Consider the following 25,179-nt stretch of genomic DNA (forward strand, 5'->3'; position numbering starts at 1 on the left):
GATGCCCGACCAGGCTGCGCTTTTGTAGACGAAAGTTCCCTTCTGTGAGTGAGACAACGCATGACGGCGGAGTCGCGGTGAGCGCGTCCCCGTCACCCGACGACGGGCTCTCCCCTGCCGAGCTCGCCGCCAAGTACGGCTTGTCCGTCAGCGGTGCCCGCCCCGGTCTGAGCGAGTACGTACGCCAGCTGTGGGGCCGACGGCACTTCATCATCGCCTTCTCCCAGGCGAAGCTGACCGCCCAGTACAGCCAGGCCAAGCTCGGCCAGGTCTGGCAGGTGGCGACCCCGCTGCTGAACGCGGCGGTCTACTTCTTCATCTTCGGCCTGCTGCTGGGCGGCAGGAAGGGCATCCCGCACGACATCTACGTGCCCTTCCTGGTGACGGGTGTCTTCGTCTTCACGTTCACGCAGAGTTCGGTCATGGCGGGCGTCCGGGCCATCTCCGGCAACCTGGGTCTCGTCAGGGCGCTGCACTTCCCGCGGGCCTCGCTGCCGATCTCGTTCGCGCTCCAGCAGCTCCAGCAGCTGCTGTTCTCGATGGTCGTGCTGATCGTCGTCACGCTCGGCTTCGGCGTCATGCCGGCGCTCTCCTGGCTCCTGGTGATCCCCGCCCTGGTCCTCCAGTTCGGCTTCAACATGGGCCTCGCGCTGATCTTCGCCAGAGCGGGCAGCAAGACGCCCGACCTGGCGCAGCTCATGCCCTTCGTGATGCGTACCTGGATGTACGCCTCGGGCGTCATGTTCAGCATCCCCGCGATGCTCGAGGACAAGAACGCGCCGAGCTGGCTCGCCGACGTCCTCCAGTGGAACCCGGCCTCCATCTACATGGACCTGATCCGTTACGCGTTCCTGCGCAGCGACGGATACGGCTCCGCGTACCTGCCGCCCCACGTGTGGGCCTTCGCCGCGGGCTGGGCCGTCCTCTTCGCGGGCGTGGGCTTCATCTACTTCTGGAAGGCAGAGGAGCGGTACGGCCGTGGCTGATCTCGACAAGACGTCCGATGCCCGGATCCCCACGGTCATCGCCGACGAACTGCACATCGTCTACCGCGTCAACGGCGCGAAGACGGGCAAGGGCAGCGCCACCTCCGCGCTGAGCCGGATACTCAAGCGCGGCGAGGAGCGCGGAGTGCGCAAGGTGCACGCGGTGCGCGGCGTCTCCTTCACCTCCTACCGCGGCGAGGCGATCGGCCTCATCGGATCGAACGGCTCGGGCAAGTCGACGCTGCTGCGCGCCATCGCGGGCCTGCTCCCCGCCGAGAAGGGCAAGGTCTACACCGACGGCCAGCCCTCGCTGCTCGGTGTGAACGCTGCCCTGATGAACGACCTGACGGGCGAGCGCAACGTCATCCTGGGCGGCCTCGCGATGGGCATGTCGCGCGAGGAGATCAAGTCGCGCTACCAGGAGATCGTCGACTTCTCCGGCATCAATGAGAAGGGCGACTTCATCACCCTGCCGATGCGGACGTACTCGTCCGGCATGGCGGCGCGGCTGCGCTTCTCCATCGCGGCGGCCAAGGACCACGACGTCCTCATGATCGACGAGGCTCTGGCCACGGGCGACCGCAAGTTCCAGAAGCGCTCCGAGGCCCGCATCCGTGAGCTGCGCAAGGAGGCCGGCACGGTCTTCCTCGTCAGCCACAACAACAAGTCCATCCGCGACACCTGCGACCGCGTCCTGTGGCTGGAGCGCGGGGAACTGCGTATGGACGGTCCGACGGCCGAGGTACTCAAGGAGTACGAGAAGTTCACGGGCAAGTAACCCGCGAACCCTCCCTCCGCGTCTTTAGGCCCCACCGGCTCATGACGGTGGGGCCTTCGATGTGTCCGCCCCGGATGCCTGTACTCGGCAGTTAATTCCCGATCAAGGTCAAGGAGAGGTCAACTTCCTTGCCGCCAGGGAATCTTGGCGTCAATCGGTGTGTTGTTGTGATGTGCAGAACACCCCGCCGTGGCGGCCGTCGTTGTACAACGTAAGCTGTACCGGTGCCGAATCACGGCAAGTGGGGCGATAATGCACGGTCTCCCGGCTCTTCGGGGGGTCGGTCAACCGTGCGGACGGCCGGGCGGCGTGTCCGAAATGGGATGTATTGGGTCCGCAGTGTAGAACGGGAGATGTGACGGCAATGGCTACGGAAACTCTCCAGGTCCACGAGGCTTTCGCCGTCGTTCCGGAAGCGGACCGCACCCGGTGAGCCGAACCTCTCGTGTGCGCCCGGACTCCACGACGGACGCCACCCTCGACAAGGCCGCCGACGAGAACTTCCCGGTGGCCCCGGCCTTCCTGCCGCGCGCCTGGCGCGACGACCTGATGGCCGTGTACGGGTACGCGCGCCTGGTCGACGACATCGGCGACGGCGACCTCGCGCCCGGCGGCGCCGACGCCCGCCGGCTCGGCGTTTCACCCGAACGGGCGGACGACCGGCTCGCGATGCTGGACGCCCTGGAGACCGACCTGCACCGGGTCTTCGACGGGACGCCGCAGCACCCGCTGCTGGCGGCCCTGCAGCCCACCGTCCGCCGCCGCTCGCTGACCCCCGAGCCGTTCCTCGGCCTCCTCCAGGCCAACCGACAGGACCAGCTCGTCACGCGCTACGAGACCTACGACGACCTGCTCGCCTACTGCGAGCTGTCCGCCAACCCCGTGGGCCGCCTCGTCCTCGCCATCACCGGCACCTCGACCCCCGAGCGCATCCGCCGCTCGGACGCGGTCTGCACCGGACTGCAGATCGTCGAACACCTCCAGGACGTGGCCGAGGATCTCGGCCGCGACCGCATCTATCTGCCTGCCGAGGACATGAAAAAGTTCCACGTCCAGGAAGCGGATCTCGCCGCACCGACCGCGGGCGCATCGGTGCGCGCGCTGGTCGCTCACGAAGCGGATCGCGCCCTGCGGCTCTTGAATGAAGGCACCCCCCTGGTGGGTAGCGTCCACGGCAGGCTGAAGCTGCTGCTGGCCGGTTTCGTGGCAGGGGGGAAGGCGGCGGTCCACGCGATCGTCGCCGCGAAGTACGACGTCCTACCTGGACCACCGAAGCCCACCAAGCTCCGGCTGCTGCGCGAGGTGGGAGCGACTCTGCGAGGAGAGGGGTGAGCAAGGCCGTGGAGTCTGACCAGCACGTGTCGGCACCGGTGCTCGCCGCATACAGCTACTGCGAGACCGTCACCGGACACCAGGCACGCAACTTCGCCTACGGCATCAGGCTGCTGCCGACCGCGAAGCGGCGGGCCATGTCGGCGGTGTACGCGTTCTCGCGCCGCGTCGACGACATCGGGGACGGCACGCTGCCGCCCGACGTCAAGGCGGAGCGGCTCGACGAGACCCGGGCACTGCTCGCCCGGGTGCAGGCGGGCAAGGTCGAGGAGGACGACACCGACCCGGTGGCCGTCGCCCTCGCGCACGCCGCCGACCGCTTCCCGATCCCGCTCGGCGGGCTCGACGAGCTCATCGACGGCGTCCTGATGGACCTGCGCGGCGAGACGTACGAGACCTGGGACGACCTGAAGGTGTACTGCCGGTGTGTCGCCGGCGCCATCGGACGGGTCTCCCTCGGCGTGTTCGGGACCGAGCCGGGGGCGCGCGGTGCCGAGCGTGCGCCCGAGTACGCCGACACGCTCGGGCTCGCGCTTCAGCTGACCAACATCCTGCGGGACGTCCGCGAGGACGCCGCCGACGGGCGCACCTATCTGCCCGCCGACGACCTCGCCAAGTTCGGCTGCTCGGCCGGATTCGACTCCGCGGTCCCGCCCGCCGGATCGGACTTCGCCGGGCTCGTGCACTTCGAGGTGCGGCGCGCCCGCGCCCTGTTCGCCGAGGGCTACCAACTGCTGCCCCTGCTCGACCGGCGCTCCGGCGCCTGTGTCGCCGCCATGGCCGGCATCTACCGGCGCCTCCTCGACCGCATCGAGCGCGAGCCGGAGGCCGTGCTGCGCGGCCGCGTCTCGCTGCCCGGACACGAGAAGGCATACGTCGCCGTGCGCGGCCTGTCCGGCCTCGACGCCCGTACTGTCTCCCGCGCGTCGTCCCGTGCCGCTCTCAGGAGGCGCGTCTGATGGGCGTGGCGGGACGCGGTGGTCAGGACCCCGCGGCGAACATGAAGCGGCGGGCAACCCTCCGCGGCGACGCGGCGTCCCTGCATGCAACGACCGGCCGAGTCTTCGCCACATCCGTCGAATCCCGCCACACACCGGCCGTACGCACCATGAGAAGCACCGAGGGGGAGGGCGCATGAGCAGCCACGCAGAGGCGTCGTCCGACGCGTCGCCACAGCCCGTCGCGGTCGTCGTCGGCGGCGGGCTCGCGGGGATCACGGCCGCGCTCGCCCTCGCCGACGGCGGCATGGACGTCACGCTCCTGGAGGGCCGCCCCCGGCTCGGCGGGCTCGCCTTCTCCTTCAAGCGCGGCGACCTGACCGTCGACAACGGCCAGCACGTGTATCTGCGCTGCTGCTCCGCCTACCGCTGGTTCCTGGACCGCATCGACGCCACGGACCTCGCACCGCTGCAGGATCGTCTCGACGTGCCCGTTCTCGACGCGGAGCGCAATCGGCTCGGGCGGCTGCGGCGGACGGCGCTGCCCGTGCCGCTCCATCTGGCCAGGAGTCTGGCCACGTACCCGCATCTGTCGCTGGCCGAACGCGCCAACGTCGGCCGGGCCGCGCTCGCCCTCAAAGGGCTGGATCTGACCGATCCGGCACTCGACGAGCGGGACTTCGGCTCCTGGCTGGCCGAGCACGGTCAGTCGGAGCGGGCCGTCGAGGCGCTGTGGGACCTCGTCGGGGTCGCGACCCTGAACGCGGTGGCGGGCGAGTGCTCGCTCGCGCTGGCCGCCATGGTGTTCAAGACCGGGCTGCTGTCCGACCCCGGTGCCGCGGACATCGGCTGGGCCCGGGTGCCCCTCGGCGAACTTCACGACACATTGGCCCGCAAGGCGCTCGACTCCGCGGGCGTGACCATCGGACTCCGTACACGCGCCACCTCCATCTCCCGTACGGAAAACGGGCGTTGGGCGGTGGAGGTTCCCGAGGGACCCGACAGTTCCGGCCAGATCCTCACCGCCGACACCGTGGTGCTCGCCGTACCGCAGCGCGAGACGTACGACCTGCTGCCGGACGGCGCGCTCGACGACCGGGAGCGGCTGCTCGGCATCGGCACCGCGCCGATCCTGAACCTGCACGTGGTGTACGACCGCAAGGTGCTCAAACGTCCCTTCTTCGCCGCGCTGGGCTCCCCGGTGCAGTGGGTCTTCGACCGCACCGAGTCGTCCGGCCTCACCGAGGTCCCCGGGACGGCCGGCGTCCAGTACCTCGCCGTCTCCCAGTCCGCCGCCCAGGACGACATCGACGAACCCGTCGCCGCGCTGCGCGAGCGCTATCTGCCGGAGCTCGAACGGTTGCTCCCGGGTGCGCGCGGCGCGCGGGTCATCGACTTCTTCGTGACCCGGGAGCGCACCGCCACCTTCGCGCCCACCCCCGGCACGGGCGCCCTCCGGCCCGCCGCGCGCACCCGCGCCCCCGGTCTCTACTTGGCCGGTGCATGGACCGCCACCGGATGGCCCGCGACGATGGAAGGCGCAGTTCGCAGCGGGGTCGGCGCCGCGGACGCGGCCCTCGCCGCACAGGGCCGCCCCCGCGGCCATCTGTTCCGGGAGGCGGCGTGAGCCTCGAACTTCCCTCGGTAGAAACACCCACGACGGACCGACCGTCACCAACGGCTGGAACGCCACATCAAGGAGAGACTGTGCCACCTGTGCCCTCGGCCGAAGAGGCTGCCGACGCGGTGGACGTGACCGCGCTTCTCGAGCGCGGCCGAACCCTGGCCACGCCAGTGCTGAAGGAGGCCGTGGACCGGCTCGCGCCGCCCATGGACACCGTCGCCGCCTACCACTTCGGCTGGATCGACGCCGCGGGCAACCCCGCCGACGGCGACGGCGGCAAGGCCGTGCGCCCCGCGCTCGCCGTGCTCTCCGCGCAGGCCGCGGGCGCCGCCCCCGAGGTGGGCGTCCCCGGTGCCGTCGCGGTCGAGCTGGTCCACAACTTCTCGCTGCTGCACGACGACCTGATGGACGGCGACGAGCAGCGCCGCCACCGCGACACCGTGTGGAAGGTGCACGGCCCCGCCCAGGCGATCCTCGTCGGCGACGCGCTGTTCGCCCTCGCCAACGAGGTGCTCCTGGAGATCGCCTCGGTGGACGCCGGACGCGCCACCCGCCGCCTCACCACCGCCAGCCGCGCCCTGATCGACGGACAGGCGCAGGACATCTCCTACGAGCACCGTGAGCGGGTCAGCGTCGAGGAGTGCCTGGAGATGGAGGGCAACAAGACGGGCGCCCTGCTCGCCTGCGCCTCCTCCATCGGCGCGGTCCTCGGCGGCGCCGACGACGTCACCGCCGACGCCCTGGAGAAGTACGGCTACCACCTGGGCCTGGCCTTCCAGGCCGTCGACGACCTGCTCGGCATCTGGGGCGACCCCGAGTCGACGGGCAAGCAGACCTGGAGCGACCTGCGCCAGCGCAAGAAGTCGCTGCCGGTCGTCGCCGCGCTCGCCGCGGGCGGCGCGGCCTCCGAGCGGCTGGGAGAACTCCTCGCCGCCGACGCCAAGAACAACGACTTCGACAACTTCTCCGAGGCGGAGTTCGCCGCCCGCGCCGCCCTCATCGAAGAGGCAGGCGGCCGGCAGTGGACCGCCGACGAGGCCCGGCGCCAGCACGAGATCGCCCTCGAAGCCCTGGACACCGTCCAGATGCCCGCCACGGTGCGCGCCCAGTTCGCGGCGCTCGCCGACTTCGTCGTCGTACGAAAGAGATGATCACTATCGGCCGCATATGACTCGCAGTCGCCGGCCGGTGTCCCGCCAGGGCATCGGCCGACGGTTACCCAGCAGAGATGAGCCACTGCACGAAGGGATAGCCATGACAGCGACGACCGACGGAAGCACCGGAGCGGCAGCTCCCGCAGCGTCCTCGGCCACCACTGCCCCCACGTCCGACACGACCCCCGAGGCGGCCGGGACACACCACGCCGCCACCCGAGCCATACAGCGCGCCACGGACTTCCTGCTCGCCCGGCAGGACGCCCAGGGGTGGTGGAAGGGTGACCTCGACACCAACGTGACGATGGACGCCGAGGACCTGCTCCTGAGGCAGTTCCTCGGCATCCGCGACCAGGCCACCACCGACGCCGCCGCGCTCTTCATCCGCGGCGAGCAGCGGGACGACGGCACCTGGGCGACCTTCTACGGCGGACCCGGCGAACTCTCCACCACCATCGAGGCCTACGTCGCGCTGCGCCTCGCCGGAGACGAACCGGACGCCCCGCACATGGCGAAGGCCTCCGCCTGGGTCCGCGAGCGCGGCGGCATCGCGTCGAGCCGCGTCTTCACCCGGATCTGGCTGGCCCTCTTCGGCTGGTGGAAGTGGGACGACCTCCCCGAACTCCCGCCGGAGCTCCTCTACTTCCCGAAGTGGATGCCCCTCAACATCTACGACTTCGGGTGCTGGGCACGGCAGACCATCGTGCCCCTCACCGTCGTGTCCGCGAAGCGTCCGGTGCGGCCCGCGCCGTTCGCGCTGGACGAGCTGCACACCGACGCCCGCGACCCGAACCCGGCCAAGCCGCTCGCCCCGCTGGCGAGTTGGGACGGCGCCTTCCAGCGGCTCGACAAGATCATGCACGGCTACCACAAGGTGGCCCTCAAGAAGCTGCGCAAGTCCGCCATGAACTCGGCGGCCCGCTGGATCATCGAGCGCCAGGAGAACGACGGCTGCTGGGGCGGCATCCAGCCGCCCGCGGTCTACTCCGTCATCGCCCTGCACCTGCTCGGTTACGACCTCGACCACCCGGTCCTGAAGGCCGGTCTCGCCTCCCTCGACCGGTTCGCGGTGTGGCGCGAGGACGGCGCCCGCATGATCGAGGCCTGCCAGTCTCCCGTCTGGGACACCTGCCTGGCCACCATCGCGCTCGCCGACGCCGGACTGCCCGGCGACCACCCGGCGCTCGTCAAGGCCGCCACCTGGATGCTCGACGAGCAGATCGACCGGCCCGGCGACTGGTCGGTGCGCAAGCCGGCCCTCGAACCCGGGGGCTGGGCCTTCGAGTTCCACAACGACAACTACCCCGACATCGACGACACCGCGGAGGTCGTGCTCGCGCTGCGCCGCGTGACGCACCCCGACACCGCGCGCATCGAGCAGGCCATCGAGCGCGGCGTGCGCTGGAACCTCGGGATGCAGTCGAAGAACGGGGCGTGGGGCGCCTTCGACGTCGACAACACCAGCCCGTTCCCCAACCGGCTGCCGTTCTGCGACTTCGGCGAGGTCATCGATCCGCCGTCCGCCGACGTCACCGGGCACGTCGTCGAGATGCTCGCCGTCGAGGGACGCTCGCACGACCCGAGTACCCGTCGCGGCATCGAGTGGCTCCTCGCCGAACAGGAGGACAACGGCGCCTGGTTCGGCCGCTGGGGCGTCAACTACGTCTACGGCACCGGGTCGGTGCTGCCCGCGCTGACCGCCGCCGGGATGCCCGCCGCGCACCCCGCGATCCGCCGCGCCGTCGACTGGCTGGAGTCGGTCCAGAACGAGGACGGCGGCTGGGGCGAGGACCTGCGCTCGTACCGCTACGAGGACTGGAAGGGACACGGCCTCTCCACCGCCTCGCAGACCGCCTGGGCGCTGATGGCGCTGCTGTCGGCCGGCGAGCGGGACTCCAAGGCCGTCGAGCGGGGGATCACTTTCCTCGCCGAGACCCAGACCGAGGACGGCACCTGGGACGAGCCGTACTTCACCGGGACCGGCTTCCCCTGGGACTTCTCGATCAACTACCACCTGTACCGGCAGGTCTTCCCGCTGACCGCGCTCGGCCGGTATGTCCACGGCGAGCCGTTCAAGGACGCCTGATGGGCGGCGATCCGGTGGCCGTGCGTCCACCGGAGACGGCCGCGCTGCTCGTCGCCTGCGCGCTGGGCATCGAGCACGTCGCCCTGCGCACCGGCAGCCGGGCCGGGGCGAGCGCTCCCGTGACCGTGCTGCGTACGGGCATGGGGCCGAACGCCGCCGAGCGCGCGACGGCGCGCGCCCTCGGCGACGCGGCGCTGCGCGAGGCCGCGGTGATCGCCACCGGGTTCTGCGCCGGGCTCGCGCCCGGCATGCACCCCGGTGACCTCGTCGTGGCCCAGGAGACCCGCGACACGCACGGCAGCACCCCGTGCGTGAACACGGAGCTGCTGGTCAAGGAGCTGGTGAGGACCGTGCCCGGACGCACCGTGCACACCGGTCCGCTCACTGGTTCCGACCACGTCGTCCGCGGTCACGAGCGCGGCGACCTGCTGGCCACCGGCGCGATCGCCGTCGACATGGAGTCGGCGGCCACCCTGCGCACGGCGGTCGAGGCCGGGGAGCGTCCGGTTGCGGCCGTCCGGGTGGTCGTCGACGCCCCGGAACACGAACTCGTCAGGATCGGCACGGTCCGCGGTGGACTATCTGCTTTCCGCGTCCTTCGTGCCGTCCTTCCCGCTTTTTTCGAATGGCACCGTTCTTTGCTGCTCCCTCGGAGGTGAGCCCAGATGGCCATGCCACTGCGACAGTCCATCAAGGTTGCGACGTATCTCGCTGAACAGAAGATCCGCAAGCGGGACAAGTTCCCGCTCATTGTCGAACTGGAACCGCTGTACGCCTGCAACCTGAAATGCGAGGGCTGCGGCAAGATCCAGCACCCGGCGGGCGTGCTCAAGCAGCGCATGCCCGTCGCGCAGGCCGTCGGCGCCGTGCTCGAATCGGGCGCGCCGATGGTGTCCATCGCCGGCGGCGAGCCGCTGATGCACCCTCAGATCGACGAGATCGTGCGGCAATTGGTGGCCCGGAAGAAGTACGTCTTCCTGTGCACCAACGCGCTGCTGATGCGCAAGAAGATGGACAAGTTCAAGCCGTCGCCGTTCTTCGCCTTCACGGTGCACATCGACGGGATGCGCGAGCGTCACGACGAGTCCGTCGCCAAGGAAGGCGTCTTCGACGAGGCGGTCGAGGCGATCAAGGAGGCCAAGCGGCGCGGCTTCCGGGTCACCACGAACTCGACCTTCTTCAACACCGACACCCCGCAGAACATCATCGAGGTGCTGAACTACCTCAACGACGACCTCAAGGTCGACGAGATGATGATCTCGCCCGCCTACGCCTACGAGAAGGCGCCCGACCAGGAGCACTTCCTCGGCGTCACCCAGACGCGGGAGCTGTTCAAGAAGGCGTTCTCCGGCGGCAACCGGCGGCGCTGGCGGCTCAACCACTCGCCGCTCTTCCTGGACTTCCTGGAGGGCAAGGTCGACTTCCCGTGCACGGCGTGGGCGATCCCGAACTACTCGCTCTTCGGCTGGCAGAAGCCCTGCTACCTGATGAGCGACGGGTACGTGCCGTCGTACCGGCAGCTGATCGAGGACACCGACTGGGAGGCGTACGGGCGCGGCAAGGACCCGCGCTGCGCCAACTGCATGGCGCACTGCGGCTACGAGCCGACGGCCGTGCTCGCCACGATGGGGTCGCTGAAGGAGTCCATCCGCGCCATGTCCGAGACCGTCGCCGGGAATCGTGGGTGAGCGTGGCATGAACGCCGGAGAGCCCGTCTCACTGGGCCTCCCCGAGGTACCGGTCCGACCGATCGCCGAGCGGCGCGCCAGCCGCCGGATCATGGTCGGACCGGTGGCGGTGGGAGGCGGCGCACCGGTGTCCGTGCAGTCGATGACGACGACACGGACCTCGGACATCGGGGCCACGCTGCAGCAGATCGCCGAACTGACCGCGTCCGGCTGTCAGATCGTGCGCGTGGCGTGCCCCACGCAGGACGACGCGGACGCGCTCGCGACCATCGCGCGCAAGTCGCAGATCCCTGTCATCGCGGACATCCACTTCCAGCCCAAGTACGTGTTCGCCGCCATCGACGCCGGATGCGCGGCGGTGCGGGTGAACCCGGGCAACATCAAGAAGTTCGACGACCAGGTCAAGCAGATCGCGAAGGCCGCCTCCGACGCCGGTACGCCGATCAGGATCGGGGTCAACGCCGGTTCGCTCGACCGCCGGCTCCTGGAGAAGTACGGGAAGGCCACCCCGGAGGCCCTCGTGGAGTCGGCGCTGTGGGAGGCGTCGCTCTTCGAGGAGCACGGGTTCCGCGACCTCAAGATCTCCGTCAAGCACAACGACCCCGTGGTGATGGTCAACGCCTACCGGCAGCTCGCCGCCGCCTGCGACTATCCGCTGCACCTCGGGGTGACGGAGGCGGGCCCCGCTTTCCAGGGCACGGTCAAGTCGGCCGTCGCCTTCGGCGCGCTGCTCTCCGAGGGCATCGGCGACACCATCCGGGTGTCGCTGTCCGCGCCGCCCGCCGAGGAGTGCAAGGTCGGCATCCAGATCCTGGAGTCGCTGGGGCTGCGGCAGCGGCGCCTGGAGATCGTCTCCTGCCCGTCCTGCGGGCGGGCCCAGGTGGACGTCTACAAGCTGGCCGACGAGGTGACCGCCGGGCTCGACGGCATGGAGGTGCCGCTGCGGGTGGCCGTCATGGGGTGTGTCGTGAACGGCCCGGGTGAGGCCCGTGAGGCCGACCTCGGTGTCGCGTCCGGCAACGGCAAGGGGCAGATCTTCGTCAAGGGCGAGGTCATCAAGACCGTGCCCGAGTCGAAGATCGTGGAGACGCTCATCGAGGAGGCGATGAAGATCGCCGAACAGATGGAGAAGGACGGCGCCGCGTCGGGTGCGCCTGACGTCACCGTGAGCTGAGTGCCGGTTTGTGAGTTCGACCACGAAGGGGGCTCGAGCGTGACAATTCTGGAAGGCATCCGGGGGCCGCGCGATCTGAAGGCGCTGAGCGAGGAGGAGCTCGACGAACTGGCCGTGGAGATCAGGGAGTTCCTGATCCACGCGGTCGCCAGAACCGGCGGACACCTGGGACCCAACCTGGGCGTGGTGGAATTGACCATCGCGCTCCACCGGGTCTTCGAATCGCCCGTCGACAAGCTCGTCTGGGACACCGGCCATCAGAGCTATGTGCACAAGCTCCTGACCGGCCGTCAGGACTTCAGCAAGCTCCGCGGCAAGGGCGGCCTGTCCGGCTACCCCTCGCGCGAGGAGTCCGAGCACGACATCGTCGAGAACAGCCACGCCTCCACCTCCCTCGGCTGGGCCGACGGGCTCGCCAAGGCGCGGCAGGTGCAGGGGGAGCGCGGGCACGTCGTCGCGGTCATCGGCGACGGCGCGCTGACCGGCGGCATGGCCTGGGAGGCGCTGAACAACATCGCGGCCGCCAAGGACCGCCCGCTGATCATCGTGGTCAACGACAACGAGCGCTCCTACGCGCCCACCATCGGCGGCCTCGCCAACCACCTCGCGACGCTGCGCACCACCGACGGCTACGAGAAGGTGCTGGCCTGGGGCAAGGACGTCCTGCTGCGCACCCCCGTCGTGGGACACACCGTCTACGAGTCCCTGCACGGCGCCAAGAAGGGCTTCAAGGACGCGTTCGCCCCGCAGGGCATGTTCGAGGACCTCGGCCTGAAGTACGTAGGACCCATCGACGGACACGACATCGGGGCCATGGAGTCCGCGCTGCGCCGCGCGAAACGCTTCCACGGGCCGGTCCTCGTGCACTGCCTGACCGAGAAGGGCCGCGGCTACGAGCCGGCGCTCGCCGACGAGGCCGACCGCTTCCACACCGTCGGGGTGATGGACCCCCTCACGTGCGAACCGCTCGCCCCGTCCAACGGACCTTCGTGGACCTCGGTGTTCGGCGACGAGATCGCGGCGATCGGACGGGAGCGCGCGGACGTCGTCGCCATCACCGCGGCCATGCTGCACCCGGTGGGTCTGACCAAGTTCGCGGCCGAGTTCCCCGACCGGGTGTGGGACGTCGGCATCGCCGAACAGCACGCCGCCGTGTCCGCCGCAGGTCTCGCCACCGGCGGGCTGCACCCGGTCGTCGCCGTCTACGCGACCTTCCTCAACCGCGCCTTCGACCAGCTGCTCATGGATGTCGCCCTGCACAAGAGCGGCGTCACCTTCGTCCTCGACCGGGCCGGGGTCACCGGGGTCGACGGCGCCTCGCACAACGGCATGTGGGACATGTCCGTGCTCCAGGTGGTGCCGGGGCTGCGGATCGCCGCGCCGCGCGACGCCGACCAGCTCCGCGCCCAGCTGCGCGAGGCCGTCGCCGTCGACGACGCGCCGACCGTGCTGCGCTTCCCCAAGGAGTCCGTGGGCGCGCCGGTCCCGGCCGTCGACCGGGTGGGCGGCATCGACGTGCTGCACCGGTCCGAAAGCCCGCGCGTGCTGCTCGTGTCGGTCGGTGTGATGGCCCCCGTCTGTCTGCAGACCGCCGAGCTGCTCGCGGCGCGCGGCATCAACTGCACGGTCGTCGACCCTCGTTGGGTCAAACCCGTCGACCCCGACCTCGCCCCGCTGGCCGCCGGGCACGAACTCGTCGCCGTCGTCGAGGACAACAGCAGGGCCGCCGGAGTCGGCTCTGCGGTCGCCCTCGCGCTCGGCGACGCCGAAGTCGACGTACCCGTACGGCGGTTCGGGATCCCCGAGCAGTTCCTCGCGCACGCCAAGCGCGGTGAAGTGCTGGCCGACATCGGTCTGACGCCGGTGGAGATCGCCGGGCGGATCAGTACCTCCCTCAATGTGAAGTCCGGCAAGGAGAACGACGCATGAGCAAGGAGTTCGACCTCCAGACGCTGCTCGCCGAGCGCGGCGCCGAACGGTACGAGCTGCACGCCAGGTACCTCAACCACCAGCTGCCGAAGATGCTGCACACCATCGGCTTCGACAAGGTCTACGAGCGGGCCGAGGGCGCGCACTTCTGGGACGCGGACGGCAACGACTACCTGGACATGCTCGCCGGGTTCGGCGTCATGGGCCTGGGCCGCCACCACGCGGTCGTCCGCAAGGCGCTGCACGACGTCCTCGACGCCTCCCTCGCCGACCTGACCCGGTTCGACTGCCAGCCGCTGCCGGGGCTGCTCGCCGAGAAGCTGCTCACCCACAGTCCGCACCTGGACCGGGTGTTCTTCGGCAACAGTGGTACGGAAGCGGTCGAGACGGCGCTGAAGTTCGCCCGGTACGCCACCGGGAAGCCGCGGGTGCTGTACTGCTCCCACGCCTTCCACGGGCTGACCACGGGCTCGCTGTCGGTCAACGGCGAGGACGGGTTCCGCGACGGGTTCGCCCCGCTGCTGCCCGACACCGCCGTACCCCTCGGCGACCTCGACGCCCTGGCGAAGGAGCTGAAGAAGGGCGATGTCGCCGCGCTCATCGTCGAGCCGATCCAGGGCAAGGGCGTGCACGAGGCGCCGCCCGGCTATCTGCGCGCCGCGCAGCAACTCCTGCACCAGCACAAGGCGTTGCTCATCGCCGACGAGGTGCAGACCGGCCTCGGCCGCACCGGCGACTTCTACGCCTACCAGCACGAGGAGGGCGTCGAACCGGACCTGGTGTGCGTGGCCAAGGCGCTGTCCGGCGGCTATGTGCCCGTGGGGGCCACGCTCGGCAAGGACTGGATCTTCAAGAAGGTCTACTCGTCCATGGACCGGGTCCTCGTTCACTCGGCCAGCTTCGGCGCCAACGCGCAGGCCATGGCCGCCGGACTCGCCGTGCTTTCCGTGATGGAGGACGAGGAGACCGTCGCGAACGCCCGGGCCATGGGGGAGCTGTTGCGGTCGCGGCTCGCCGCGCTCATCGACCGGTACGAGCTGCTGAGCGACGTGCGCGGCCGGGGCCTGATGATCGGGATCGAGTTCGGCAGGCCCAAGTCGCTGAAGCTGCGCAGCCGCTGGACCATGCTGCAGGCCGCGCGCAAGGGCCTGTTCGCGCAGATGGTCGTGGTGCCGCTGCTGCAGAAGCACCGGATCCTCACCCAGGTCTCCGGGGATCACCTCGAAGTCATCAAGCTGATCCCGCCGCTCGTCCTCGACGAGGCGGACGTCGACCGGTTCGTCGAGGCGTTCACCGCCGTCATGGACGACGCGCACGGCGGTGGCGGGCTGATGTGGGACTTCGGGAAGACCCTGGTGAAGCAGGCGGTCGCCATCCGCTGACCGCGCTTTCGGGACCATTGCCTCAGGGGCTTGCCTCTGAGGCAATAAATTTGCCTCTCGGGCAGGGCTCTGGCTGAATCGACGGTATGAGCCCCGCCCTCCCCGAGGAGGCTCCGGAACCCCCGGAGCTGCCTGCTGTCGCGCCCCAGCTGCGCGCCCTGCGCCGCCGCGCCTCCCTCACGCTGGAGGCCGCGGCCCGCACGGCCGGTCTGTCACCGGCCCATCTCTCCCGGCTGGAGACTGGTCAGCGCCAGCCGTCGCTGCCGATGCTGCTCGCACTCGCCCGTACCTACGGTACGACGGTCTCCGAACTGCTCGGCGAGGCGCCCGCCGATCGGGACTCCGTCGTGCGTGCCGGAACCATGGAGCCGACCGAGGCGGGCGGCTGGACCTACGTCCAGGCCGGCGCCTCCGGCCGCGGCATGCAGGCGCTGCGCGTCCACGTCCCGTACGGCGCCCAGGGCGACATCGTGCGCGTCCACCCCGGCGAGGAATGGCTCTACGTCCTCGAAGGGCGGCTGCGGCTGCGCCTGGGGGACACGTCCTACCGACTCGCACCGGGGGACAGCGCCCACTTCGACTCGCTCACCCCGCACCGCATCGCGGCCGCGGACACCGGCGGGTCCGAACTCCTCTTCGTCCACACCCTGCTCCAGAGCCCGACCACCGCACTGTGCCTGGGAGGCATGTCATGAGCGACGCAGAGCGGCCGGGCGGCCGCGACATCGAGGACAAGCTGCCGCGCGGCATCTGGGTGCGGGTCCTGATCTACGTATTCGTGGGACACGCCTTCGCTGCGTTCGTCTACCTGCTGTTCACGCTGGGCGGGAACCGCTGAGGCCGGCCGCCGCCGGCCCCCGGACCCCCTGCGTCAGACGACCAGGCGCTCGCGCAGCCGGTCGCGGTCGGCGGTGCTGAGCTTCAGCCCCTCGGCGAAGTAGCGGTCGGTGGTGCCCCAGGTCTGCTCGATGGTCTCGAAGGCCGCGTGCAGATACTCGGCGCGGGCGTCGAAGAGCGGCGCGAGCAGTTCCATGACCTCGGGGGAGTAGGCGTCGCCCGCGCCCGTGCCGTTGCGGAGGACCTTGTAGCGGCGGTGCTTCTCGTTCGACTTCAGGTAGTCCGCCTCGATCGCGTCCGGCTCGACGCCGACGGCGAGCAGCGTCACGGCGATCGACAGACCCGCGCGGTCCTTGCCGGCCGCGCAGTGCATCAGGGCGGGAGTGCTGTCCTCGGCCATCGCGTGCAGCACCCTGCTGTGCTCGGCGGTGCGGTCGCCGATGATGCTCCGGTACGAGGTGATCATGCGCTGCGCCGCGCGCCCGTCGGAGAGCAGCGCGCGCAGCTGGTCGAGGTCGCCGTCGCGGACCATCTTCCAGAACTCGGCGCCGTCGGCCGGGTCGGTCAGCGGCAGATTCACATTGCGCACGCCGGGCAGCTCGACGTCGGCGCCCTCCAGCTTCTGGTCCGCCGCGTTGCGGAAGTCGAAGACGGTGTGCAGGCCGAGGGTGGTCAGGAACGCCGCGTCCTCGGCGGTGGCGTGCGCGAGGTGACCGCTGCGGAAGAGCACGCCGGGCCGTATCCGCCCGCCGTCCACGGTCGGGAGGCCGCCCACATCGCGGAAGTTGCGCACTGCGGTCAGTTCGGGCTCGGTGGACGGGGCGTGCTGCGTCACGGGGGCTCCTCCGAATCGGGCGCGCCGGCGCCGCTCGCCGGTGGGCCTGCACCTGACGATACGACATCGATTCCCGGGGCAACCATCCGTCTGTTTTGTCCCTTTTCACGCCAACTATCCGTAAGTGAACGGAGATTGTGGACCTGTGCGTGAGCGGGCTCATAGCGGTGACGGTGCGTGGCGGTTTCCCGGAATGCCGGACGGCGGAATTCCCGCAGGTATGGCGTTGGCAAAGGCGCGGCGGCGACGGAGGGTCACACAGAAATCCCTCAGATGATCAATGAAAGCCGCGAAAAGCGAATTCGCTGTTTGTCGCGGCCGGTTCCGCTGCCTTACGGTCACCCATCACACCGGACGGAACGCCTAGTCCTGCCGCCGCCCGGAATTCCCACGACAACCCGTGACGGCAGGAGCGGGGGACCCACAGGCAGTACGCCGCCGAGGGATTTCCCGACGTGGCTCGGGGTGCAGCCGGTCTCCTTCCCGGGATCCGGCCGGACATCTCCAGTCCGAACCCGACAGCTCACCTCGCAGGCGACGGAGAGGAAAAGCGCCATGTCCGCACACGCGAAGCACCGCCGCCCGAAGACCCGCCGCGCCACCCGGGGCGCCGCCCTCGCGACCGTCGGAGGGGCCGCGCTCGCGCTGCCCCTGATCGGCGCCACCGGGGCGCAGGCCGCCGACTCCGGCACCACCACGTACACCGTGAAGTCCGGTGACACCCTCGCGAAGATCGCGAAGAGCCAGAACGTCGACGGCGGCTGGCAGCAGCTCTACAAGGACAACAAGAGCGTCATCGGCGGCAACGCGTCGCTGATCACGCCCGGCACCAAGCTCACCGTCGGCGGCGCGAGCGGCACGGCCACGGCGACGCAGGCGAGCACCGCCTCGACCGGCTCGGGTTACGTGAAGCCCGTCGACGCCTCCATCGGCACCCAGTACCACTCGTCCGGCTCCATGTGGTCCAGCGGCTACCACACCGGTACCGACTTCGTCGTGTCCACCGGCACCCCGGTCAAGGCCGTGGCCAACGGCACGGTCGTCTCGGCGGGCGACGGCGGCGCGTACGGCAACCAGGTCGTCATCAAGAACGCCGACGGCTACTACGCCCAGTACGCCCACCTGTCCTCGCTCGGTGTCTCCGCAGGCCAGACGGTCACGGCGGACCAGCAGATCGGTCTGTCCGGGTCGACCGGAAACGTCACCGGACCGCACCTCCACTTCGAGATCCGGACGACCGCGAGCTACGGCTCGGACGTCGACCCGGTCGCGTACCTGCGCAGCCACGGCGTCACCATCTGACCCGCGCGCACCCCACGCGGCACACGCGTCGCACCCGGCTCCCAGATATTCCCTGGGGGCCGGGTGTGGTTTGTCACCACTCGTCAACCCCTGGTTACGGTCGCGTAGGTCACAGGGCGGGGTGAAAGATGTGTGGTCGTGGCAAACGAATCGAGAGCACTCACGGACGCAGCGAACCCGGCCCACGCGACGGACGCGCACGACAGCGGCCTGATCCGCTCCTACGCCGCGGTGGGCGACAGCTTCACCGAGGGTGTCGGGGACCCCGGGCCCGACGGGACCTTCGTCGGCTGGGCCGACCGGCTCGCCGTCCTCCTGGACGACCGCGCCCCCGAGGACACCTTCCAGTACGCGAACCTCGCCGTGCGCGGCAAGCTCATCGACCAGATCATCGAGGACCAGATCCCGCGCGCCGTCGAGCTCGCCCCGGACCTGGTGAGCTTCGTCGCGGGCGGCAACGACATCATCCGGCCCGGCACCGACCCGGACGACGTGGCCGAGCGCTTCGAGAAGGCCGTGGTCCGGCTCACCGAGGCCGCGGGCACCGTCCTCGTCGCCACCGGCTTCGACACCCGCGACGTCGCCGTCCTCAAGCATCTGCGCGGCAAGATCGCCACGTACAACATGCACGTACGGGCCATCGCCGACCGGCACGGCTGCGCGATGCTCGACCTGTGGTCGCTCAGGTCCATCCAGGACCGCAGGGCCTGGGACGAGGACCGGCTGCACCTCGCCGCCGAGGGACACACCCGGGTCGCGCTCCGGGCCGGTCAGGCCCTCGGCATCGAGGTGCCCGCCGACCCCGAGCAGTCCTGGCCGCTGCTGCCGCCGCGCGGCACGTTCGCCGTCCGACGCGACGACATCCACTGGGCGCGGGAGTTCCTGGTGCCGTGGATCGGGCGCCGGCTGCGCGGCGAGTCCTCCGGCGACCGGGCGCAGGCGAAGGGGTTCCTCGACCCGCACGAGATCAAGCTGCAGCTGGAGTCCGCTTCCTGAACCGCGTGGCGTGGTCCGGGCCGGTCAGCGCCTCGAGGTCAGCTCGGCCCGCTCCAGGCCCAGTTCACGGGCGAGTGCCTCGTCCACCCACTCCTGGGCGCGGGCCCGGGACACCGCGCCGCCGTACGTCGTCATCTGCACGGCGAGGCCGTCGAGGAGGGCCGTCAGGCGCAGCGCCGTGCCCATCGGGTCCGGGCAGCTGAACTCGTCCGCCGCCACGCCTTCCGCGAGGACCTCGGCGAGGGCCGCCTTCCACTGCCTGTCGAGATCGCGCGTGACCTCGCGCAGCGCCGGTTCGCGCAGCGCGGCGGCCCAGCCCTCGATCCACAGCCGCCAGCCCTTCGCCTGGCCGGTGGGCGCGTACCAGCGCACCGCCGCGCGCAGCCGCTTGAGCGCCGTGGTCCGCCGGCCGAGGAGCTTGCGGAGACGGGCCAGGTCGTCCTCGGCGGCGAGGGTGAACGCGGCCGACACGAGCTTCTCCTTCGTCGAGAAGTGGTACAGCACCAGGGCGTTGCTCACCCCGAGCGCCGAGGCCACGTCGGCGATGCGCACGGCGGCGACGCCGTGCACCTCAATCTGCTCGATGGCGGCCCGCAGCAGCTCCGCGCGCCGCTCGGCCACGCTCAACCGGACTCTGGTCACCGGGCAACCCTAGTTGCTGGAGAGGCCCGGTGGGGCCGCCGTACTCGCGTGAGCACGACGGCCCCGGGAGGGGGTCAGCCGACGGACAGCACCGCCGCGCGGATCACGTCCGCGACCTCCTTCGGACGGGAGACGGCGATCGCGTGCGAAGCGCCGTCCGCCTCGACGACCGTGGCGCCCGCGCGCGTGGCGCCGAACCGCTCGACCTCGGGGTTGATCGCCTGGTCGGCGCCGGCGATCACGGCCCACGAGGGCGTGGTCCGCCAGGCCGCCGCGGTCGCCTTCTCCTCGAACGCGCCCGCGGCGAGCGGGCGCTGCGCCACCGCGAGGACCTTGGTCGTCTCCGCGGGGACATCGGCGGCGAAGATCGCGGGGAAGGCGTCCTCGGCGATGGTGACCTCGACGGCGGGCTCGCCGTCCGCGACCGGGTACGTCCTCTGCTCGAGGTTGCTGACCAGCGGCGACAGGGCGAAGCGGCCCTGGAGTTCGCCCAGGCTCTCGCCCTCTTCGAGGACGTACGCGGCCACGTAGACCAGGCCGACGACGTTCTCCGCGGCACCGGCGACCGTGATCAGGGCGCCGCCGTAGGAGTGGCCGACGAGAACGACCGGGCCGTCGATCTGGGCGACGAGCGAGGCGATGTAGGCGGCGTCGGCCGCCAGGCCGCGCAGCGGGTTGGGCGGGGCGACCACCGGGATCCCGTCGCTCTGCAGCTCGGCAATGACTCCGGACCAGCTCGCGGCGTCGGCGAAGGCGCCGTGGACCAGGACGACGGTCGGGGTGGGGTTCGGCATGAGATGTCCTTCGGGGAGGCCGTGGGCGTCAGGCGGTGTGCAGGGCGGAGCGCAGGGTGCTGATCGCCAGCGCGATCGCGGCCTCGGCGGCGTGCGTCTCGCGCAGCGCGTTGAGCATCACGAAGTCGTGGATGACGCCCTGGAATCGGACGGCGGTGACCGGGACGCCGGCCGCGCGCAGCTTGTTCGCGTACGCCTCGCCCTCGTCCCGCAGCACATCGGCCTCACCGGTGATGACCAGGGCCTTCGGGAGCCCGGTCAGCTGCTCGGTGGTGGCGCGCAGCGGCGACGCGGTGATCTGGGCGCGCTCGGCCTCGTCGGTCGTGTACTGGTCCCAGAACCACTGCATGCCGTCGCGGCGCAGGAAGTAGCCGGTGGCGAACTGCTCGTAGGAGCCGGTGTCGAAGGCCGCGTCGGTCACCGGGTAGAAGAGGACCTGCTGGAGCAGCGGGACGCCGCCGCGCTCCTTCGCCATGAGGGTGAGGGCGGCGGTCATGTTGCCGCCCACCGAGTCACCGGCGACGGCGAGCCGGTCGCCGTCGAGGTCCTTGGTCGCGCCCTGGTCCACGATCCAGCGGGCGACGGCGAAGTTCTGCTCGATGGCGACCGGGTAGCGGGCCTCGGGCGAGAGGTCGTACTCGGGGAAGACGACGGCCGCGCCCGTGCCGACGGCGAGCTCGCGCACCAGCCGGTCGTGGGTGTGGGCGTTGCCGAAGACCCAGCCGGCGCCGTGGATGTACAGGACGACCGGAAGGACGCCCTCGGCGCCCGCGGGGCGGACGATGCGGGCGCGGACGCTGCCCGTGGGGCCGCCCTCGACGGTGATCCACTCCTCGTCGACCTCGGGCAGCTCGACCGCGCCGGACTGCACGTCGTCGACGGCCTTGCGGCCCTCCTCGGGGTGCAGCTGGAAGAGGTAGGGCGGGTTGGCGGTGGCCTCGGCGAAGGCGGTCGCGGCGGGTTCGAGTACCGGATCGACGGACATGGGTGTGCTCCTGAGGATCAAGGGGGGTGGCTGACGCGGGTCCGGACGGACCGTGCCCCTGGACGCTAGGCGCGGGCGGCGGGCGGCAGTTGACCACGAGCGCACCGGCCCTGTCCCGACCGTGCACGTCCGGCGGGGAGTGACCGGATTGGCCCGATGGCGACTGTTAACACGCCCGATGCCCGCAAGCGCCCCGCACCTCCTAGAATCAAGAGTTGATCATGTGTGCGTGGGGGTAGTGGTGTCAGAGGATCGAACGTCGTTCGGGGCGTTGTTGCGGGAACTGCGGGTGGCCAGGTCGCTGACCATCGAAGGGCTCGCCGAGGCGTCGGGCATGAGCGTGCGCGGCATCGGCGATCTGGAGCGCGGACGGCGTGCGGCGCCGCAGCGGCGCACCGTGGCCGCGCTCGCGGACGGCCTGGGCCTGGCCGAGACCGAGCGCGAGAAGCTGCTCGCGGCGGCCAGGACCGGCCGGGCCACCGGCTACAGCCCGGCGGGTGTGCACGCGTTCCCGCGCGGGGCCGACGACTTCGTGGGGCGCGAGCCCGAACTGCGCCGCCTCGCCGACCTGGCCGCGGCGGACCGCACGGCGGGCGGGCAGGCCGTCGTCGTCGCGGTGTCCGGCGCCCCCGGCGCGGGCAAGACGACGTTCGCGCTGCACGCCTCGCGGCAGCTCGCCGGGAACTTCCCGCACGGCCAGCTGATGATCGACCTGTCCGGTACGGACGAGGAGCCGCCGCCCGCCGCCGAGCTGATGGTCTCCGTGCTCAAGGCCCTCGGCACCCCCGACCGCGACCTCGCCAAGGCGGGCCCCGCCGGCCGCCCCGAGCTGTACCGCCGCGTCCTCGCCGAGCGGCGCTGCCTACTGGTGCTCGACAACGCCCGGGACGAGGCCCAGGTCCGGCCGCTGCTGCCCGGCTCGGGCCCGGCCATGGTGATCGTCACCAGCCGGCGCATGCTGACCGGACTCGACGCCGTGCACCGGATCCCGCTCGGCGAACTGAGCCCCGCCGAGGCCGCCGAGTTCCTCACCCTGCTGATCGGCAAGGAGCGCGCGGCCGCGGAACCGGACGCCCTCGCCGACGTCGCCCGGCGCTGCGGCCATCTGGCGCTCGCCCTGCGCATCGCGGGCAACTGGCTGGCCACCCGCACCGGCTGGACCGTGCGCAGGCTCGCCGACCGGCTCGGGCACGCGGAGCGCAGGCTCGACGCGCTGACCGCCGGGGACGTACGGGTGAGCGGCGCCTTCGACCTCTCGTACCGCCAGCTCACGGCGACGGCCGCCCGGATGTTCCGGCGCCTGGCCCTGGTCCCCGGCCCGGACGCGAGCACCGCGCTCGCCGCGCAGCTCACCGGCCAGGAGCTGTTCGACGCCGAGGACACCCTGGAGGAACTGGTCGAGGCCGGACTGCTCGGCTCCCGCGCGGACCGCTACCGCCTGCACGACCTGCTGCGCCTGTACGCGCAGGCGCGCCTCGCCGCCGAGGAGTTCGGGCCCGCCGCCGACGCCTCCCGGCAGGCGCTGCACCGCTGGCTCCTGGAGACCGCGGTGGTCGCGGGCCGCTGGTACGAGCCCGACCACGGGGCGCCGCCCGCCTCCTGGCGGGGCACCGTCGACCTGTCCAGCGCCGAGCGGGCCCGGCACTGGCTCCAGTCCGAGGGCGCCAACTGGCTCGGCGCGCTGCGGGCCGCCGCGCGCGACGGCGACCACGCCACCGTGGTCGAGGTGGCGGAGGCGCTGCACTGGTTCTCCGACCAGTGGCTGTTCTGGGGGCACTGGGCGGAGGTCTTCGGCACCGCGGCGCGCAGCGCGCGGGCCCTCGGCGACCCGCTCGTCGAGGCGACCCAGCTGAACTATCACGCGTGGGCGGTGACCCTGTGCGAGGGCCGACCGCGCGACAGCCTGCCGCTGTCCGCCGCGGCGCTCGCCGCCGCACGGCGGGCGGGCGACCCCGTGCAGCAGGCGTGGGCGCACCAGTACACGTCCTGGGCGCACCGCGTCCTGTGTCAGTGGCAGGAGGCGTTCGAGGCGGCGGACCGGGCGGCGGAGATGTTCCGTGCGGCGGGCGACGACCTGGGGCTGCTCCAGGTGCTGCACGGCCGGGCGCTGATCCTGGAGGCCGAGCAGCGGGACGAGGAGGCGCTGACCGCCTTCCAGGAGGTCGTCGCCTTCATGGACGGGGCCGGTGACGCGCTGGAGCCGCACAGTGCCACCATCACCCGGCTCGGGCTGCTCGCCGGAATCGGCCAGTGTCTGGGGCGGTTGGGCCGCTGGGACGAGGCGGTCGACCGTCTGGAGGCGGCCGTCGGCCTGTGCCGGGCGTCGGGGAACATCGGCCTCGAAGGGCGCAATCTGTTGCTGTTGGCCGACGCCCTGCTGGCCGCCGGCCGGCCGGAGACGGCCCGGCAGACCCTCGCACGCTGTGCCGGGCTCGGCGCGGACGCCAATCCGGAGATCGTCGCCCGCGCGCGTGAGCGGCTCGCGGAGTGGGAGACGGACAGGCCCTAGGCAGGCCCTTCCCAGGCCCACCCAGGCCCTGGGCAGGTCTGGGGAAGGCTGCCTCTTCTTTCTGCCTCCTTTGTGCCTGGAGTCCGGCTCCGGCCGCCGCTTGACTGGTGGGACGGGGTGACCACGGGTGAAGAGGAGAGCCTGGTTGAGCCTGTTTCTGACCACTGACGCGACGCCCACGGGGGAGCGGCTCGCTCACTGGCGCGACATCGTCGGGCGCGCACTGGTGCCGATGCGGGTGACTCCGTACGCGCCGGACGGCGAAGAGGCCGGAGGCGAAGGATCCGTCTCCGGCCGGATCGTCGCCGACCGGCTCGGACCGCTGCGGCTGGCCACGATCGAGGCCGACGCCCAGCGGCTGATCCGCACCCGGGCGGACATCGCGCGCTCACCGCGGCCGTTCGTCGCGGCGCACGTCCAGACGTCCGGCCGGGCCGAACTCCGGCAGGACGGCCGCACCGCCACCGTGGAGACGGGCGGCCTCCTGGTCCTCGACACCGGGCGGCCCTACACCCTGGACTTCCCGGAACCGTTCGCGTGCCGGACCGTCCTGCTGCCGCGGCACGCCCTCGATCTGCCCGACGGCGACCTGAGCCACGTCACCGGCACCGCTGTCGGCACCGCTACGGGCGTCGGCGCGATCCTCATGCCGTTCCTCGCGACCCTGGTGGCGTCCGCGCCGTCCTGTCCGCCCGCGATCGCCGACCGGCTCGCCGCGGGCGCCCTCGATCTGTTCGGCACCCTGGTCGCCGAGCGGACGCGGTCGGGGGACGGTGCGCGGGACGAGCTGGTGCGGCGCGTCCGGGACCACATCGACCGCCATCTGGCCGACCCGGAACTCTCCCCGGAGACCGTCGCCGCCGCCCACCACATCTCCGTGCGCTACCTGCACCGCCTCTTCGAGAAGGAGAACATCACCGTCGGCCGGCTCATCCAGCGGCGCCGACTGGCCCGCTGCGCGCGGGAGTTGCTGCGCGGCGGCGCCGCGGGGCCCAGCGTGGCGGCGGTGGCGCACCGCTGGGGGTTCGTCAGCTCCGCGCACTTCAGCCGCTCGTTCCGCGGGGTGTACGGGCACTCCCCGCGCGAATGGCGGGCCCTGAAGTCGGCGGCCGTCGGCGGCGCCGTGGACGAGACCGCCGCGCTCGAACCGATCGGGCACTGAGGGGCACGCGCGCGTGCGCCGACGGACAACACGGGGCCCGGGCCCA

At 71.2% G+C, this 25,179-nt stretch carries 22 protein-coding genes and 1 riboswitch; of the genes, 18 read left to right on the forward strand and 4 right to left on the reverse strand.

Features of this window, described 5'->3' with window-relative positions:
• The first annotated feature begins 44 nt into the window (after nucleotides 1-44).
• The 14 genes from K377_RS01435 (at nucleotide 45) to K377_RS41510 (ending at nucleotide 15,909) form a co-directional block, all read left to right on the forward strand.
• Nucleotides 45-986 carry an ABC transporter permease gene (locus K377_RS01435; protein ID WP_111661199.1) on the forward strand — a complete coding sequence of 314 codons (942 nt, stop codon included), beginning with the start codon at nucleotides 45-47 and terminating at the stop codon, nucleotides 984-986.
• Nucleotides 979-1,764 carry an ABC transporter ATP-binding protein gene (locus tag K377_RS01440; RefSeq protein WP_111661200.1) on the forward strand — a complete coding sequence of 262 codons (786 nt, stop codon included), beginning with the start codon at nucleotides 979-981 and terminating at the stop codon, nucleotides 1,762-1,764. Before K377_RS01435 ends, K377_RS01440 begins: the two co-directional genes overlap by 8 nt.
• A 429-nt stretch (nucleotides 1,765-2,193) precedes the next feature.
• A complete protein-coding gene (gene hpnC / locus K377_RS01445) occupies nucleotides 2,194-3,096 on the forward strand; it encodes a squalene synthase HpnC (protein ID WP_258394944.1) in 903 nt (300 codons plus the stop codon).
• Entirely contained in the window at nucleotides 3,093-4,055 is a 963-nt protein-coding gene (gene hpnD / locus K377_RS01450; RefSeq protein ID WP_111661202.1) for a presqualene diphosphate synthase HpnD, read from the forward strand. The genes hpnC and hpnD overlap by 4 nt, the downstream gene beginning before the upstream one ends.
• Nucleotides 4,056-4,230: 175 nt before the next feature.
• The gene (hpnE, locus tag K377_RS01455) at nucleotides 4,231-5,661 is read left to right on the forward strand and encodes a hydroxysqualene dehydroxylase HpnE (RefSeq protein ID WP_111661203.1); all 1,431 of its coding nucleotides are present in this window, start codon (nucleotides 4,231-4,233) and stop codon (nucleotides 5,659-5,661) included.
• Between the two features lie 89 nt (nucleotides 5,662-5,750).
• Nucleotides 5,751-6,809 carry a polyprenyl synthetase family protein gene (locus K377_RS01460; protein WP_258394964.1) on the forward strand — a complete coding sequence of 353 codons (1,059 nt, stop codon included), beginning with the start codon at nucleotides 5,751-5,753 and terminating at the stop codon, nucleotides 6,807-6,809.
• Between the two features lie 103 nt (nucleotides 6,810-6,912).
• Nucleotides 6,913-8,898, forward strand: a complete 1,986-nt coding sequence (gene shc / locus K377_RS01465; RefSeq protein ID WP_111661205.1) for a squalene--hopene cyclase — start codon at nucleotides 6,913-6,915, stop codon at nucleotides 8,896-8,898.
• Complete coding sequence (locus K377_RS01470) at nucleotides 8,898-9,557, forward strand: 1-hydroxy-2-methyl-2-butenyl 4-diphosphate reductase (RefSeq protein WP_111661206.1); 660 nt, start codon at nucleotides 8,898-8,900, stop codon at nucleotides 9,555-9,557. Before shc ends, K377_RS01470 begins: the two co-directional genes overlap by 1 nt.
• Before the next feature lie 6 nt (nucleotides 9,558-9,563).
• Nucleotides 9,564-10,586: an adenosyl-hopene transferase HpnH gene (gene hpnH / locus K377_RS01475; protein WP_111661207.1), complete on the forward strand. Its 1,023-nt coding sequence runs from the start codon at nucleotides 9,564-9,566 to the stop codon at nucleotides 10,584-10,586.
• Nucleotides 10,587-10,593: 7 nt separating this feature from the next.
• On the forward strand, nucleotides 10,594-11,760 hold the full coding sequence (ispG, locus tag K377_RS01480) for a flavodoxin-dependent (E)-4-hydroxy-3-methylbut-2-enyl-diphosphate synthase (protein WP_111661208.1): 1,167 nt from the start codon (nucleotides 10,594-10,596) through the stop codon (nucleotides 11,758-11,760).
• Nucleotides 11,761-11,799: 39 nt separating this feature from the next.
• Nucleotides 11,800-13,689 (forward strand): 1-deoxy-D-xylulose-5-phosphate synthase, encoded by a 1,890-nt coding sequence (dxs, locus tag K377_RS01485; protein WP_111661209.1) that lies wholly within the window; start codon nucleotides 11,800-11,802, stop codon nucleotides 13,687-13,689.
• A complete protein-coding gene (locus tag K377_RS01490) occupies nucleotides 13,686-15,071 on the forward strand; it encodes an aspartate aminotransferase family protein (protein ID WP_111661210.1) in 1,386 nt (461 codons plus the stop codon). Before dxs ends, K377_RS01490 begins: the two co-directional genes overlap by 4 nt.
• Before the next feature lie 86 nt (nucleotides 15,072-15,157).
• The gene (locus K377_RS01495) at nucleotides 15,158-15,766 is read left to right on the forward strand and encodes a helix-turn-helix domain-containing protein (RefSeq protein ID WP_111661211.1); all 609 of its coding nucleotides are present in this window, start codon (nucleotides 15,158-15,160) and stop codon (nucleotides 15,764-15,766) included.
• Nucleotides 15,763-15,909 (forward strand): DUF6126 family protein, encoded by a 147-nt coding sequence (locus tag K377_RS41510; protein ID WP_181512453.1) that lies wholly within the window; start codon nucleotides 15,763-15,765, stop codon nucleotides 15,907-15,909. The genes K377_RS01495 and K377_RS41510 overlap by 4 nt, the downstream gene beginning before the upstream one ends.
• 33 nt (nucleotides 15,910-15,942) lie before the next feature.
• Here K377_RS41510 and K377_RS01500 read toward each other — a convergent pair whose 3' ends face one another.
• Nucleotides 15,943-16,743 (reverse strand): tyrosine-protein phosphatase, encoded by an 801-nt coding sequence (locus tag K377_RS01500; protein WP_111661212.1) that lies wholly within the window; start codon nucleotides 16,741-16,743, stop codon nucleotides 15,943-15,945.
• 381 nt (nucleotides 16,744-17,124) lie between these two features.
• Nucleotides 17,125-17,293: riboswitch (cyclic di-AMP (ydaO/yuaA leader) on the forward strand.
• A gap of 5 nt (nucleotides 17,294-17,298) precedes the next feature.
• Between K377_RS01500 and K377_RS01505 the strand changes: the two genes are divergently transcribed.
• Together K377_RS01505 and K377_RS01510 are read left to right on the forward strand one after the other, a co-directional pair.
• Nucleotides 17,299-18,045, forward strand: a complete 747-nt coding sequence (locus K377_RS01505) for a M23 family metallopeptidase (protein WP_111661213.1) — start codon at nucleotides 17,299-17,301, stop codon at nucleotides 18,043-18,045.
• Nucleotides 18,046-18,255: 210 nt separating this feature from the next.
• Nucleotides 18,256-19,041, forward strand: coding sequence for an SGNH/GDSL hydrolase family protein (locus tag K377_RS01510; RefSeq protein ID WP_111661608.1), 786 nt, complete (start codon nucleotides 18,256-18,258; stop codon nucleotides 19,039-19,041).
• Nucleotides 19,042-19,065: 24 nt separating this feature from the next.
• Here the strand turns inward: K377_RS01510 and K377_RS01515 are convergent, their stop codons facing one another.
• From K377_RS01515 to K377_RS01525, 3 genes are all read right to left on the reverse strand, one after another.
• Nucleotides 19,066-19,683 (reverse strand): TetR/AcrR family transcriptional regulator, encoded by a 618-nt coding sequence (locus K377_RS01515; protein WP_111661214.1) that lies wholly within the window; start codon nucleotides 19,681-19,683, stop codon nucleotides 19,066-19,068.
• A gap of 74 nt (nucleotides 19,684-19,757) precedes the next feature.
• Nucleotides 19,758-20,477, reverse strand: coding sequence for an alpha/beta fold hydrolase (locus K377_RS01520; RefSeq protein ID WP_111661215.1), 720 nt, complete (start codon nucleotides 20,475-20,477; stop codon nucleotides 19,758-19,760).
• A gap of 28 nt (nucleotides 20,478-20,505) precedes the next feature.
• Nucleotides 20,506-21,462: an alpha/beta hydrolase gene (locus tag K377_RS01525; RefSeq protein WP_111661216.1), complete on the reverse strand. Its 957-nt coding sequence runs from the start codon at nucleotides 21,460-21,462 to the stop codon at nucleotides 20,506-20,508.
• 241 nt (nucleotides 21,463-21,703) lie between these two features.
• On the opposite strand from K377_RS01525, the gene K377_RS01530 reads away from it, so the two are divergent.
• Together K377_RS01530 and K377_RS01535 are read left to right on the forward strand one after the other, a co-directional pair.
• Nucleotides 21,704-23,971 (forward strand): helix-turn-helix domain-containing protein, encoded by a 2,268-nt coding sequence (locus K377_RS01530; protein WP_258394945.1) that lies wholly within the window; start codon nucleotides 21,704-21,706, stop codon nucleotides 23,969-23,971.
• Between the two features lie 145 nt (nucleotides 23,972-24,116).
• Nucleotides 24,117-25,133, forward strand: a complete 1,017-nt coding sequence (locus tag K377_RS01535) for a helix-turn-helix domain-containing protein (RefSeq protein WP_111661218.1) — start codon at nucleotides 24,117-24,119, stop codon at nucleotides 25,131-25,133.
• The last annotated feature ends 46 nt before the right edge of the window (nucleotides 25,134-25,179 follow it).

Origin of the sequence: Streptomyces sp. PsTaAH-137 (assembly GCF_003259365.1) — a bacterium.
GTDB lineage: Bacteria > Actinomycetota > Actinomycetes > Streptomycetales > Streptomycetaceae > Streptomyces.

Coding starts and splice junctions, on each gene's coding strand:
- K377_RS01520 (WP_111661215.1), bottom strand. CDS start 20,477: ATGCCGAACCCCACCCCGACCGTCGTCCTGGTCCACGGCGCCTTCGCC.
- K377_RS01525 (WP_111661216.1), bottom strand. CDS start 21,462: ATGTCCGTCGATCCGGTACTCGAACCCGCCGCGACCGCCTTCGCCGAG.
- K377_RS01495 (WP_111661211.1), top strand. CDS start 15,158: ATGAGCCCCGCCCTCCCCGAGGAGGCTCCGGAACCCCCGGAGCTGCCT.
- K377_RS01470 (WP_111661206.1), top strand. CDS start 8,898: ATGGGCGGCGATCCGGTGGCCGTGCGTCCACCGGAGACGGCCGCGCTG.
- ispG (WP_111661208.1), top strand. CDS start 10,594: ATGAACGCCGGAGAGCCCGTCTCACTGGGCCTCCCCGAGGTACCGGTC.
- hpnH (WP_111661207.1), top strand. CDS start 9,564: ATGGCCATGCCACTGCGACAGTCCATCAAGGTTGCGACGTATCTCGCT.
- shc (WP_111661205.1), top strand. CDS start 6,913: ATGACAGCGACGACCGACGGAAGCACCGGAGCGGCAGCTCCCGCAGCG.
- K377_RS01505 (WP_111661213.1), top strand. CDS start 17,299: ATGTCCGCACACGCGAAGCACCGCCGCCCGAAGACCCGCCGCGCCACC.
- K377_RS41510 (WP_181512453.1), top strand. CDS start 15,763: ATGAGCGACGCAGAGCGGCCGGGCGGCCGCGACATCGAGGACAAGCTG.
- hpnE (WP_111661203.1), top strand. CDS start 4,231: ATGAGCAGCCACGCAGAGGCGTCGTCCGACGCGTCGCCACAGCCCGTC.
- K377_RS01490 (WP_111661210.1), top strand. CDS start 13,686: ATGAGCAAGGAGTTCGACCTCCAGACGCTGCTCGCCGAGCGCGGCGCC.